Genomic DNA, 12,878 nt, shown 5'->3' with positions numbered 1-12,878 from the left:
CGCGCCCCTGACGGCGGGTGAAAACTCCTTCATGTGGGGCTCATGGACGGCTCACCGCCCGGGCGGATGCTCGGTGGTGTGACGCTGAACCTCCGCACCACCACCGCCCTGTGCGTCGCCCTGTCCGTGTGCGCGCTCCTGGCCGTGCCCACCAACGCGCCGGGGCTCGGCGCCGACGCACGGCTCACCCTCGTCGTGTTCGTCCTCGCCACCTGCGCCTGGATCGGGACGCCGGTCGACGACACCTACATCGCCCTGGGGGCCGGGCTCGCGCTCACCGTGACCGGCGTGATCAGCAGCGACACCCTGTTCGGGACGCTCGGGGACGCCACGGTCTGGCTGCTGATCTGCGCGTTCGTGCTGGCGGCCGCGGTCGGCCGGACCGGGCTCGCCGGGCGGGCGGCGGTGTTCCTGGTCAGCGGGGCGCGGACCGTACGGCAGCTGGTGCACCTCACGACCGCCGCCCTGGTCGTCACGGCGTTCGCGGTGCCCGCCACCTCCGGCCGGGCCGCGCTCGCGCTGCCCGTCTTCCTGGCGCTGGCGAAGGTCTTCGCCGACCGGAAACGACTGGTCGTGATGCTGGCTCTGCTGTTTCCGACCGTGATCCTTCTGTCCGCGGTGGCCACCCTGATCGGCGCGGGTGCGCATCTGATCACCGTGTCCGTGCTGTGGGAGGCCACCGGGCAGCAGATCGGCTTCACGCAGTGGCTGCTGCTGGGCCTGCCGCTGGCCGTGGCCTCCTCGCACCTGGCCGCCGAGCTCGTCCTGCTGACGACGACCCGGCGCGCGGACCGCCGCGGCCCGGTCCGCATCGAACCCGAGCAGATCCAGGCGCACAGCGAGCAGCCGGTCACCGGCCCCTGGAGCCAGGCCGAGAAACGCTGCGCCCTGCTGCTGGCCACGGTGGTCCTGCTGTGGTGCAGCGAGCCGCTGCACCGGGTGCCGCCGGCCCTGGTCGCGCTGATCGGCGCCGTCGTCGCCGCCTCGCCGGCCCTGGGCACCGTGCGCCTGAAGGACGCGCTGAAGACCGTCCCCTGGGCGCTGCTGCTGTTCATGGCGGCCACGATGGCCATGGGCGTGGCGCTCGCGGACTCGGGTGCGGCCGCCTGGCTGGTGTCGGGGCTGCCCTCGGACGCGGCCCCCGTGGTGTTCCTGGCGGTCGTCATCGCCGTGAGCACGGCGGCCCACCTGGTCCTGCAGTCCCGTTCGGCCCGCTCCTCGGTGCTGGTGCCGCTGGTGGTGGCCGCCTCCGTCGGCGTCGGCGTCAACCCGGTCGCCGCCGCCCTCGCCTCCACCGCCGCCGCGGGCTTCTGCCACACGCTGCCCGCCTCGGCCAAGCCGGTCGCGCTCTTCGCGGGCCTGCCCGGCACCCCCACCTACACCCCGCGCGACCTGCTGCGGCTGTCCGCCGTGCTGGCCCCGCTGACCGCCCTGCTCGTCCTGCTGTTCGCCGTCGCGGTGTGGCCGCTGCTCGGCGTGTCCGTCACCCGTTGAGGAGCCCTCCATGCTGAACCGTGTCGTCGTAGCCCCCAGCGGCTTCAAGGAGTCCCTGTCCGCCGAGGCCGCCGCCGACGCCATCGCGGCCGGGGTGCGCCGCGTGCTGCCCGGCGTTGAGCTCGACCTCGTCCCGCTGGTGGACGGCGGCGAGGGCACGGCCCTGGCCCTGGCCGCCGCGACCGGGGGCCGGATCGTCACCGTGCCCGCGACCGGCCCCGTCGGGGACACCGTCGCCGCGCACTTCGCCCTGCTGGGCACCGGGGACACGGCCGTGGTGGAGATGGCGGCGGTCGCGGGCCTCTCCCTGGTCCCGCGCGAGCTGCGCGACCCGGGCGCCACGACCACGTACGGCGTCGGCGAACTGCTCCGCGCCGCCCTGGACACGGGCGTCCGGCGGATCCTCGTCGGCTGCGGCGACTCGGGCACCTCCGACGGCGGGGCGGGCGCGCTCCAGGCCCTCGGCGCACGGCTGCTGGACGAGGACGGCCGGGAACTGCCCCGGGGCGGCCGGGAGCTGACGCGCCTGCACCGCGTCGACCCGGCCGGCCTCGACGCCCGCCTCGCGGACGTGGAGCTCCTCGTCGCCTGCAATCCCTACAACGTGCTGTGCGGCGAGCGGGGCGTGGCCCGGGTCTTCGGACCGCAGAAGGGCGCCACGCCCGCGCAGGTGGAGGAGCTGTCGGCGGCCCTGGAGAACTGGGCGTTCGTCCTCACCCGGGACGCCGCCGTGCCGGGCACCGAGCTGCGCACCGGCCCGGGGACGGGAGCCTCCGGCGGTCTGGGCGCCGGGCTGGCCGCCCTGGGCGCCCGGCTCCTGCCCCGCTTCGACGTGCTGCTGGACCACCTCGACCTGGACGCCCGGCTGGCCCGTGCCGACCTGGTCGTCACCGCCGAGGGCGCCCTGGACCACCAGACGCCGCGCGGCAAGGTCCCCGCCGAGGTGGCCCGCCGGGCCAAGCGGTACGGCCGCCCGGTCCTGGCCCTGGCCGGCACCCTCGGCGAGGGCGCGCACCAGGTACCCGGCGTGGACGCCTGCCACGGCATCCTGCCCGGCCCGATGGAACTGGCGGAGGCGCTGCTGCGCGCGAGCGAGCTGCTCACCGACGCCACCGAGCGGGCCCTGCGGATGATCGTCCTGGGCGCCCGGCTACCGCTGCTGCCCGGCCCGGCCGCTCACGCGGAGGTGTCCGGCACGCAACGGCCGTCCTCCGTGCGGTAGTTCCACCGCGCCCCGTCCGTCACGAGCTCCCGCACGGCCCGCACGAACCGCTCCACGTGCTCGTCCGGCGTGCCCGCGCCGAAGCTCACCCGGATGGCGTTGAGCGACCGCTCCCCCGGCTCGGCCTCCGGCGCCCCGCACTCGCCCTGCGTCTGCGGGGCGCTGCCGAGCAGCGTGCGCACCAGCGGGTGGGCGCAGAACAGCCCGTCCCGCACGCCGATGCCGTACTCGGCGGACAGCGCGGCGGCGAAGTGGGAGCTGTTCCAGCCGTCGACGACGAAGGAGAGCACACCCACACGCGGGGCGTCGTCGCCGAAGAGGGACAGGAAGCGCACCTGCGGCACCCCGGCGAGACCCGCGCGCACCTTCTCGATCAGGTACCGCTCCCGGGCGACGAGGGTGTCGAACCCGGCCTCGGTGAGGGCCTTGCAGGCGGAGGCGATGGAGTAGGCGCCGATGACGTTCGGCGAGCCGGCCTCGTGCCGGGCGGCGCTGTCGTGCCACTGCACGTCCACGCCCCCGTCCGCACGCCGCGCGACCTTCCGGCTGGCGCCGCCGCCCGCGAGGTACGGCTCCGCCCGGCGCAGCCAGTCGGCCCGCCCGGCCAGGACACCGGAGCCGAAGGGCGCGTACAGCTTGTGCCCGGAGAAGGCCACCCAGTCGACGTCGAGGTCCGCGACGGACACCGGGTGGTGCGGGGCCAACTGGGCGGCGTCCAGCACGATCCGCGCCCCGTGGGCGTGCGCGGCCGCGGCCAGCTCCCGTACGGGCCACAGCTCGCCGGTGACGTTCGACGCGCCGGTGACGCAGACCAGGGCCGGGCCGTGCGGGTCGCGGGCGGCGAGGGCGCCCTCCAGGGTCTCGACGGCCTCGCGGTGGCTCCGCGGGGCGTCGAGGTAGGTGACGCGGGCGTCGCGCCAGGGCAGCAGGGAGGCGTGGTGCTCGGTCTCGAACACGAAGACCTGGCAGTCCCCGGGCAGGGCGGCGGCGAGGAGGTTGAGGGAGTCCGTGGTGGACCGGGTGAACACGACCTGGTCGTCGGCGCGGCAGCCGAGGAACTCCGCGACGGTCCGGCGGGCGTTCTCGAACAGGTCGGTCGACAGCTGGGACAGGTACCCGGCGCCGCGGTGGACACTGCCGTAGTACGGCGCGTAGGCGGCGACGTCGTCCCAGACCCGCTGCAGCGCCGGGGCGCTGGCGGCGTAGTCGAGCGCGGCGTAGGTGACCTCACCGCCCGTCACCAGCGGCACGGTGACATCCCGCCCCAGAACGGGCAGCGGGGCACAAACGGACTGGTCGGCGGCAGCAGTGAAGACGGACATGACGAACTCCCGTGAGAAACAGGGGTGAAGGAGGAAGGGTGTGCGGAGGCGGGGCTCTGCGGCCCTATCGCATTCGCTGACTCACGGAAGACTCCTCGTCGACCAGGACCCCTGGTGTCGCGAGGGGTCCGCGCTTGCCGTAGACCTCGCTGCCTACGGCCTGGTCTTCACCCGGGGCACCCCGCCACGGACGGAGGGTTGCCGGACAGTCGGCCGGGGCCTCATGACTGTCACTCATGACCTGGTACGGGAACGTACGTGAAGTGATCGGCGTCCCGCAACCCGGGTCCGGATCGCGGGACGCACCTCACAGCCGGCCCGTCACGCGTTGCTGGCGGCCACCCACCGCTCCAGCGTCCGCTTGGCGGCCCCCGAGTCGATCGCCTCGGCCGCCTTCGCCATGCCCGCGCGGATCTGCTCGGCCAGCGTGCCCGTGCCCGGCTCCAGGGCCACCAGCGCCGCCGCCGCGTTCAGCAGCACCGCGTCCCGCACCGGGCCCCGCTCACCGTCCAGCAGACGGCGGGCGACCTCGGCGTTGTACGAGGCGTCCGCGCCGCGCAGGGCCTCCACCGGGACCAGTTCGAGGCCCACCTCCCGCGGGTCGAAGGCCTCCTCGGTCACCTTGCCGTCGCGGACGATCCAGACCCGGGACGTGGCGGTGGTGGTCAGTTCGTCGAGACCGTCGTCGCCGCGGAAGACCAGGGAGGAGTGGCCGCGCTCGGCGAAGACGCCGGCGACGATCGGCGCCATGCGCGGATCGGCCACGCCGACCGCCTGGGCGCGGACCTTGGCCGGGTTGGTCAGCGGGCCGAGGACGTTGAAGATCGTCCGGATGCCCAGCTGCCCGCGGGCCGCGCCCGCGTACCGCATCGACGGGTGGAACTTCGCCGCGAAGCAGAAGGTGATCCCGGCCTCCTCGGCCACCCCCGCCACCCGGTGCGTGGGCAGCTCCAGGTTGACGCCGAGCTTCTCCAGGACGTCCGAGGCGCCGGAGGCCGAGGACGCGGCGCGGTTGCCGTGCTTGACGACCTTCGCGCCCGTGCCGGCGATGACGATCGCCGACATGGTCGAGATGTTGACGGTCTTGGCACCGTCGCCGCCCGTGCCGACGATGTCGACGGCCGGGCCCGGCACCTCGATGACGTTCGCGTGCGCGTACATCGCCCGGACGAACCCGGCGATCTCCTCGACGGTCTCCCCCTTGGCGCGCAGCGCCACCACGAACCCGGCGATCTGCGCGTCCGTCGCCTCGCCGCGCATGATGAGGTCCATCGCCCAGGCGGTGTCGTCGGCGGTCAGATCACGACCCTGCAGCAGGCCGTTCAACAGCAGGGGCCAGGAGCGGCCCGCCGCGGTGTCGCCTCCAGCGGGGGTCACAGCGCTCATAAGCCGCTCCAGGATCAGGCGTCCCGCACTGCGGGACGAGAGTCTCGACGAGGTCCACCCTATCCAGCCCCGGCCACCACGAAGGGCCCCGTCCGAACACCGGACGGGGCCCTTGTGTGGCGTGGCGAAGCAGTGATCAGTGGTGGCCGTGGCCGCTCGTGATCTCCCGGTACTCCTCGACGGTGGGCTTCGGGATCTGGGCGCCCTCGCCGTAGTAGGCGTCGCTGAGCTTGGCGCGCAGCTTCTCGGAGCCCTTCACCTTGCGCTCGACACCGTTCTCGTCGACCGTCGGGCCGAGCTCGACCGGCTCGTACTGCTCGTGCGCCGTGAGCGTGTACATCTGCTCCTGGCTGAGCGGCTCGTGCACCTCGATGAACTCACCGTGCGGCAGGCGCTTGATGATGCCCGACTCGCGGCCGTGCAGCACCTTGTCCTTGTCCCGGCGCTGCAGGCCGAGGCAGATCCGCTTGGTGACGATGAAGGCGATGACCGGCCCGGCGAAGAACCCGATCCGGACGAACCAGGTGACCGCGTTGATCGACAGGTGGAAGTGCGTGGCGACGATGTCGTTGCCACCGCCGATCAGCATGATCATGTAGCCGGTGACCCAGGCGACACCGAACGCGGTGCGCGTCGGGGCGTTGCGCGGCCGGTCCAGGATGTGGTGCTCGCGCTTGTCCCCGGTCACCCACGACTCGATGAACGGGTACAGGGCGATGATCGCGAGGAACAGGCCGAAGAGCACCAGCGGGATGAACACGCCCAGGACGAGCGTGTGACCCCAGAAGTTGATCTCCCAGCCGGGCATGGCGCGGACCAGGCCCTCGGCGAAGCCCATGTACCAGTCGGGCTGGGCGCCGGTCGACACCTGGTCGGGCCGGTACGGGCCGAGGACCCAGATCGGGTTGACGGTCGCGATGCCGGCGAGGGCCGCGATGACACCGAAGACCAGGAAGAAAAAGCCTCCGGCCTTGGCCATGTAGACCGGCAGCAGCGGCATGCCGACGACGTTCTTGTTGGTCCGTCCGGGACCCGCGAACTGCGTGTGCTTGTGGTAGAAGACCAGGATCAGGTGGCCGACCACGAGCCCGAGCATGATGCCCGGCAGCAGCAGGATGTGGATCGAGTAAAACCGGGCGACGAAGTCGGTGCCCGGGAACTCCCCGCCGAACAGGAACATCGAGATGTACGTGCCGACGATCGGCACGGACAGGATCGCGCCCTGCGTGAAGCGGACACCGGTGCCGGAGAGCAGGTCGTCCGGGAGCGAGTAGCCGGTGAAACCGGTGAACATGCCGAGGACGAACAGCAGGAAGCCGAACAGCCAGTTGATCTCGCGCGGCTTGCGGAACGCGCCGGTGAAGAAGACGCGCATCATGTGCACGAACATGCCGGCGAGGAAGATGATCGCCGCCCAGTGGTGGATCTGCCGGATGAGCAGACCGCCGCGGACGTCGAAGCTGATGTCCAGCGTGGAGGCGAACGCCTCCGACATCAGCTGCCCCTGGAGCGGGACGTAACTGCCGTGGTACTCCACCTCGTTCATCGACGGGTGGAAGAACAGCGTCAGGTACACACCCGTCAGGATGATGATGATGAAGCTGTAGAGGCAGATCTCACCCAGCATGAAGGACCAGTGGTCCGGGAAGATCTTGCGCATGTTGGCCTTGGCCAGGGAGTAGATCCCCAGGCGGCCGTCGGCCCAGTCGGCGACCCGCTCTCCGGCGGGCGCCTTGCGGCGGTCGTCCTTGTTACTCATCCGCGCTCCCAGAAGGCAGGACCGACGGGCTCTTCGAAGTCGCCGAGCGCCTCGAGGTAGCCCTCGTCGTTCACGCCGATGCGCAGCTGCGGCAGGGCGTGACCGGCGGGACCGAAGATCACTCGGGCACCGTCGGACAGGTCGAAGGTGGACTGGTGGCAGGGGCAGAGCACGTGGTGCGTCTGCTGCTCGTACAGGGAGATCGGGCAACCGACGTGGGTGCAGATCTTCGAGTACGCGACGATGCCCTCGTGCGACCACTCGAGCTCGCGCTTGTCCTTGATGTTCTCCGGCTGGATCCGGACGATCATCAGGGCGGCCTTGGCGATCTCGTTCTGGAACTCGTGGTCGTGCTCCTCCAGGCCCTCGGGCTTGGCGAAGGTCAGCGAACCGACCGCGACGTCCGAGGGGCGCAGCGGCTGGTTCGTGTTCATGTTCACGAGCAGCTTGCCCTTGGACCACAGCGTGTGGCGGAGCTTGGTGCCGGGCAGCGGGCCGAGGTCGCGCAGCAGCACGACACCGGAGAGCGGCACCAGCGTGAGCGCGCCGAGCATGGTGTTGCGGATCAGCTTGCGGCGGCCGAGCGCGGACTCCTTGGCGCCCTGCTTGAAGTCCGCGAAGACCTTCTCGCGCACCTCGGGCTCCGCCTCGATCGGGTGCCGCTCGTCGGCGATCTCCACGTCCGACATCAGGGTGCGCGCCCAGTGGACGGCGCCGGCGCCGATGCAGAACAGCGCGATGCCGAGCGTCATGCCCAGCGCGAAGTTCAGGGCGCTGATGTGGCCGAGCGGGAAGATGTAGACCGACTTGTCGACCGGGATCGCCACGAACGCGGCGATGAAGGCGATGGTGGCCAGCATCGACACCGTGAACATCAGGGCGACCGAACGCTCGGACCGCTTGGCGGCCCGCTCGTCGATGTCCTGGATCCGGTGCTCGTGAGGCGGCAGGCCCGGGTCGGCGAACGGGTGCTTCTCGTCCGCGACGCTGACCACGCCGTGCTCGTCATGTCCCGCGGACTGCGCGGCAGGCAGGTTCTCTTCTGGAATGTCTTGGCTACTCATGACTTCTTGGCCTTTGCGGTCCGGGCGGCGACCCACACGGCGACGGCGATCAGTCCGCCGAGACCGAAGATCCAGCCGAAGAGGCCCTCGCTGACCGGTCCCAGACCGCCCAGTTCGAGGCCACCGGGGCTCTCGGTCTTCTCGCTGTTGACCGCGTCGAGGTACGCGATGATGTCCTTCTTGTTCTTCTCCGACAGCGTGGTGTCGGGGAAGGACGGCATGTTCTGCGGGCCGGTCTGCATGGCCTCGTAAATGTGCTTCTCGGAGACGCCCTCCAGGCTCGGCGCGTACTTGCCGTGCGTCAGGGCGCCACCCTTGCCCGTGAAGTTGTGGCACTGCGCGCAGTTCGTCCGGAAGAGCTCACCGCCCTTGGCGATGTCGGCGCCCTCGGGACTGTACTGGTCCTCCGTCGGGACGGCGGGACCGGCGCCGAGCGAGGCGATGTACGCCGCGAGCTGGTCGATCTCGGCCTGGGTGTAGATGTTCTTCTTCTTCGGGACCTGCGGGCCCTGGGAGGTGGCGGCCGGCATACGGCCCGTGCCCACCTGGAAGTCGACGGACGCGGCGCCCACACCCACCAGGCTCGGGCCGTCGGAGGTGCCCTGACCGCCGGTGCCGTGGCAGCTGGCGCAGCCGACCGAGTAGAGCTTCTTGCCCTCCTCGATGGTGAGGGACTGGGCGGATTCGTCGGCCTGCGCCTTGCTCGCGGGTGCGAACGCGGCGTACAGCCCCCCGGTGCATGCCAGCGCGAGGAGTAGGACGACGAGCGCCGCCATCGGGTGGCGTCGTCGTGCGGAGAGCTTTTTCACGGATTACCCCGGTGTCAGGATCTTCTGCGTCGATGCTTCTGGGATGCGCGCCCGGTCGGGCGCGGCGGATGCGGGCCCTGCTACTTGATCATGTAGATCGTGGCGAAGAGGCCGATCCAGACGACATCGACGAAGTGCCAGTAGTAGGACACGACGATCGCGGCGGTCGCCTGCTCGTGGGTGAACCTCCGGGCCGCGTAGGTCCGGCCCAGGACCAGCAGGAAGGCGATGAGACCGCCCGTCACGTGCAGGCCGTGGAAGCCGGTGGTCAGGTAGAAGACCGAGCCGTACGGGTCGGAGGACAGGGACAGGCCCGCGTCCTTGACCAGCTCCGTGTACTCGAAGACCTGACCGCCGATGAAGATCGCACCCATGATGAAGGTGACGATGAACCACATCCGGAGCTTCTTCACGTCACCGCGCTCGGCGGCGAAGACGCCGAGCTGGCAGGTGAGGGAGGAGAGCACCAGGATGGTGGTGTTCGTCGCCGAGAACGGGAAGTTGAGATGGCTCGCCATCTCCTTCCAGTGATCGGGACCCGTCACCGATCGCAGGGTGAAGTACATCGCGAAGAGGGCCGCGAAGAACATCAGCTCGGAACTCAACCAGATGATGGTTCCGACGCTGGTGAGGTTCGGCCGGTTGACCGACGGGTGCGCGTGCCCGGTTTCTACTGTCGTTGCTGTCGCCACGACCGACATTATGTCGGTCGCTTATCCCGCCCTCACTCCGGGGGGTGCCGTTCGGAGTGTCTGAGCCGGTCGTACCGGTGTTGACGTGGTGTTCAAGGGAGTAGCATCCGGCCCAACGGGCCTGTCCTTACGACGCTGACGTCACGGAGGAACAATGCAGCCGACCGCCACGGTGCTGGTCTACAGCGACGACTCCAACACCCGCGAACAGGTGCGGCTCGCGACCGGCCGGCGGCCGGCCCCGGACGTCCCTGTGGTGGAGTTCGTGGAGTGCGCGACCCCGGCGGCAGTGATCAAGGAGCTGGACCGGGGCGGGATCGACGTCTGCGTGCTGGACGGGGAGGCCGTGCCCATGGGCGGCATGGGCCTCTGCCGGCAGATCAAGGACGAGATCTTCGCGTGCCCGCCGGTGCTGCTGCTGATCGGGCGCCCGCAGGACGCGTGGCTGGCGACCTGGAGCCGCGCCGAGGCGGCCGTGACGCTGCCGGTGGAGCCGGTGGAGTTCGCCTCCGCCCTGGCCTCCCTGCTGCGGGAGAGGGCGGCTCTGAACGCCTAGGAGCCCGGGACGCCCGGTGCCGCGGCGGCCTGCGGGTGCGTGGGGGCTGTTCGCGCAGTTCCCCGCGCCCCTTCGGGTCAGACGCTCTGCGGGCGCAGCCGGGCCCGGTCCGCCTCGGTCGGGCCCTCCGGGGTGCCGCCGACCAGGGCGCTGCCGGTGCGCCATCTCGCCCAGTCGAGGTTCCAGTCGCCGTAGCCGTTGCCGAAGGGGGCCATGGTGTCGCCGGCGGAGTTGACGACCTTGACGATGTCGCCCTCGCGGACGTTCTCGTAGAACCAGGCGGCGTTCTCGGTGCTCATGCCGGTGCAGCCGTGGCTGACGTTGGCGTACCCCTGGGAGCCGACCGACCAGGGGGCGGCGTGGACGTACTCGCCGCTGTTGGTGACCCGGACCGAGTGGTGGACGATCAGGTCGTAGAAGTCCGAGGCGCCGATGCTGGCGCTGGTCATCCGGACGGTGCCCTCCTTGGCGAGGACGACCTTGACGCCGTTGCGCGTGTCGTAGCCGGGCATGCCCGTGGTGACCGGGATCTCGCGGACGACCTCGTCGTTCCGGTAGACGGTCATCCGGTGGGCCGCGGCGTCCGTGACGGCGACGACCTTGTCGGCCGTGGTGATGGTCAGCGGCTTGGCCTTGCCGCCCCGCATGCGGTCGCCGACCCTGATGCCCTCCAGGTTGCTGCGGACCTGGACGGTGGCCTGGGCGGGCCAGTAGTCCTTCGGGCGGTAGTGGAGCTTCCTGTCGTCCACCCAGTGCCAGGCGCCGTCCGTCGCGGGCGTGGAGGAGACCCTGAGCGCGCGTTCGACGACGGCCCGCTGCGCCTTGTCCTTGACGGGCTGGCTGAGCTCGGCCGTGATGGGCTGGCCGACGCCGTAGGTGCCCGCCTTGGGCCCGAAGGTGACGTCCAGGCGCTTGTGGCTGGTCGGCTTGCCGGTGTCGAAGGTGAGGACCTTGCGGCCGGGTGCGCCGTCCTCGTCCTCGGTGCTCACGCGGACCGTGTAACTGGCGTTGGCGGCGAGCGGCGAGGTGCTGTGCCAGCGTCTCCCGTCGGCGGCGAGTTCGCCCGCCACGTGGCGTCCTGAGGCGTCGTGGGCCGTGACGTCCGTGATGCGTCCGTCGGAGTCCTCCGCGACGACTTCCAGGGGCTTGTCCGGGTCGGCCTTCCGGCCGCCGTCCGGGGCGTTGAAGGAGATCTGGTCCGCCGCGTCGTAGGGGCGGGCGGCCAGGGGGTTGCCGTCGGAGCCGCAGGCGGTGACGCCCGCGCAGAGGGCTATGACCAGCAACGCGCACCCGACGGCGGTGCGAGGGCGGGAGATCGCTGTGTGGCTCATGGCCTCACGCTAGGAACCCACGTCAACAGCGGCACGCCGAAAGACTCGTACGAGTGACACGTATTGCGGCGAACGCAGGAGCCCACGCGCAGGGGCCCGGACCCTCCCTGCGGAGTGTCCGGGCCCCTGCGGCGCTCAGCGCGGTGTCACTGGGTGCGGTTCTCACCGCGGTAGTACTCGAAGACCCAGCCCCAGATGCCGATCAGGATGATCGGCAGCGAGAAGTACATCAGCCACCAGCCGATGGCGACGGCCAGGAAGGCCAGGGCGCCACCGATGGCCAGGGAGAGCGGCTGCCAGCTGTGCGGGCTGAAGAACCCGACCTCGCCGGCGTCGTCGGCGACGTCCGCCTCCTTGTCGTCCTGTGCGCCGACGTCCACCCGCTTGGCCGTGAAGCCGAGGTAGAAGCCGATCATGATGCACAGGCCGAAGGCCAGGAAGAGGGCCGTGGTGCCGGCCGGCTCCTTCGACCACCAGCCATAGACGACCGCCATGACGAGCACGAAGGCGCTCAGCCACATGAACATCTTGCCCTGGATCTTCACTTGCCGGCCTCCTTGCCGCCAGCCAGAGCCTTGTCGCCGTGGCCCACGTTCTCGAGCTGGTCGAGGGCGGCGATCTCCGGGTGGTGCAGGTCGAACGCCGGGGATTCACTGCGGATCCGCGGCATGGTGATGAAGTTGTGCCGCGGCGGCGGGCAGGAGGTGGCCCACTCCAGGGAGCGGCCGTAGCCCCACGGGTCGTCGACGCCGACCGGCTTGCCGTACTTGGCCGTCTTCCACACGTTGTAGAAGAACGGCAGGATCGACATGCCGAGCAGGAACGAGCTGATCGTCGAGATCGTGTTCAGCGCGGTGAAGCCGTCGGCCGCCAGGTAGTCGGCGTAACGGCGCGGCATGCCCTCGGCACCCAGCCAGTGCTGGACCAGGAACGTGCCGTGGAAGCCGATGAACAGCGTCCAGAAGGTGATCTTGCCCAGGCGCTCGTCCAGCATCTTGCCGGTCCACTTCGGCCACCAGAAGTGGAAACCGGAGAACATCGCGAACACCACGGTGCCGAAGACGACGTAGTGGAAGTGCGCCACCACGAAGTACGAGTCGGAGACGTGGAAGTCCATGGGCGGCGAGGCCAGGATGACACCGGTCAGACCACCGAAGGTGAAGGTGATCAGGAAGCCGGTGGCCCAGAGCATCGGGGTCTCGAAGGACAGCGAGCCCTTCCACATGGTGCCGATCCAGTTGAA

The 12,878-nt window shown here is 70.6% G+C and carries 12 protein-coding genes and 1 riboswitch; of the genes, 3 read left to right on the top strand and 9 right to left on the bottom strand.

The window, feature by feature from the left end; all coding sequences use genetic code 11:
- Nucleotides 1–78: 78 nt before the first annotated feature.
- Both ACPXCS_RS18965 and ACPXCS_RS18960 read left to right on the top strand, forming a co-directional pair.
- Nucleotides 79–1,494 carry an SLC13 family permease gene (locus ACPXCS_RS18965; RefSeq protein WP_425945408.1) on the top strand — a complete coding sequence of 472 codons (1,416 nt, stop codon included), beginning with the start codon at nt 79–81 and terminating at the stop codon, nt 1,492–1,494.
- 10 nt (nt 1,495–1,504) lie between these two features.
- On the top strand, nt 1,505–2,716 hold the full coding sequence (locus ACPXCS_RS18960) for a glycerate kinase (RefSeq protein WP_425945407.1): 1,212 nt from the start codon (nt 1,505–1,507) through the stop codon (nt 2,714–2,716).
- Here ACPXCS_RS18960 and ACPXCS_RS18955 read toward each other — a convergent pair.
- The 6 genes from ACPXCS_RS18955 to ACPXCS_RS18930 form a co-directional block, all read right to left on the bottom strand.
- Nucleotides 2,671–4,038 carry an aminotransferase class V-fold PLP-dependent enzyme gene (locus tag ACPXCS_RS18955; RefSeq protein WP_425945406.1) on the bottom strand — a complete coding sequence of 456 codons (1,368 nt, stop codon included), beginning with the start codon at nt 4,036–4,038 and terminating at the stop codon, nt 2,671–2,673. The genes ACPXCS_RS18960 and ACPXCS_RS18955 overlap by 46 nt on opposite strands.
- A gap of 125 nt (nt 4,039–4,163) precedes the next feature.
- Nucleotides 4,164–4,280: riboswitch (SAM riboswitch) on the bottom strand.
- A 79-nt stretch (nt 4,281–4,359) separates the two neighbouring features.
- On the bottom strand, nt 4,360–5,424 hold the full coding sequence (trpD, locus tag ACPXCS_RS18950) for an anthranilate phosphoribosyltransferase (protein WP_425945405.1): 1,065 nt from the start codon (nt 5,422–5,424) through the stop codon (nt 4,360–4,362).
- A 136-nt stretch (nt 5,425–5,560) separates the two neighbouring features.
- Complete coding sequence (locus ACPXCS_RS18945; protein ID WP_425945404.1) at nt 5,561–7,183, bottom strand: cytochrome b; 1,623 nt, start codon at nt 7,181–7,183, stop codon at nt 5,561–5,563.
- The gene (locus ACPXCS_RS18940; RefSeq protein ID WP_425945403.1) at nt 7,180–8,247 is read right to left on the bottom strand and encodes a Rieske 2Fe-2S domain-containing protein; all 1,068 of its coding nucleotides are present in this window, start codon (nt 8,245–8,247) and stop codon (nt 7,180–7,182) included. The genes ACPXCS_RS18945 and ACPXCS_RS18940 overlap by 4 nt, the downstream gene beginning before the upstream one ends.
- Complete coding sequence (locus ACPXCS_RS18935; RefSeq protein ID WP_309095173.1) at nt 8,244–9,056, bottom strand: cytochrome bc1 complex diheme cytochrome c subunit; 813 nt, start codon at nt 9,054–9,056, stop codon at nt 8,244–8,246. Before ACPXCS_RS18935 ends, ACPXCS_RS18940 begins: the two co-directional genes overlap by 4 nt.
- Before the next feature lie 80 nt (nt 9,057–9,136).
- Nucleotides 9,137–9,757, bottom strand: coding sequence for an aa3-type cytochrome oxidase subunit III (locus ACPXCS_RS18930; protein ID WP_365092823.1), 621 nt, complete (start codon nt 9,755–9,757; stop codon nt 9,137–9,139).
- 145 nt (nt 9,758–9,902) lie between these two features.
- Between ACPXCS_RS18930 and ACPXCS_RS18925 the strand changes: the two genes are divergently transcribed.
- Entirely contained in the window at nt 9,903–10,304 is a 402-nt protein-coding gene (locus ACPXCS_RS18925; RefSeq protein ID WP_425945402.1) for a hypothetical protein, read from the top strand.
- Between the two features lie 77 nt (nt 10,305–10,381).
- Here ACPXCS_RS18925 and ACPXCS_RS18920 read toward each other — a convergent pair whose 3' ends face one another.
- The 3 genes from ACPXCS_RS18920 to ACPXCS_RS18910 form a co-directional block, all read right to left on the bottom strand.
- Nucleotides 10,382–11,635: an Ig-like domain-containing protein gene (locus ACPXCS_RS18920; RefSeq protein ID WP_425945401.1), complete on the bottom strand. Its 1,254-nt coding sequence runs from the start codon at nt 11,633–11,635 to the stop codon at nt 10,382–10,384.
- 146 nt (nt 11,636–11,781) lie between these two features.
- Nucleotides 11,782–12,180, bottom strand: coding sequence for a cytochrome c oxidase subunit 4 (locus tag ACPXCS_RS18915; protein ID WP_425945400.1), 399 nt, complete (start codon nt 12,178–12,180; stop codon nt 11,782–11,784).
- Nucleotides 12,177–12,878 (bottom strand): cytochrome c oxidase subunit I (locus tag ACPXCS_RS18910; protein ID WP_425945399.1); only part of this gene is annotated, 702 nt, incomplete at its 5' end. The genes ACPXCS_RS18915 and ACPXCS_RS18910, both read right to left, overlap by 4 nt.

This window comes from Streptomyces sp. DT190, from assembly GCF_049846985.1.
Lineage (GTDB): Bacteria > Actinomycetota > Actinomycetes > Streptomycetales > Streptomycetaceae > Streptomyces.
The sequence above is the reverse complement of the archived record's forward strand: the minus strand, read 5'-3'. Positions and strand labels throughout refer to the sequence as shown.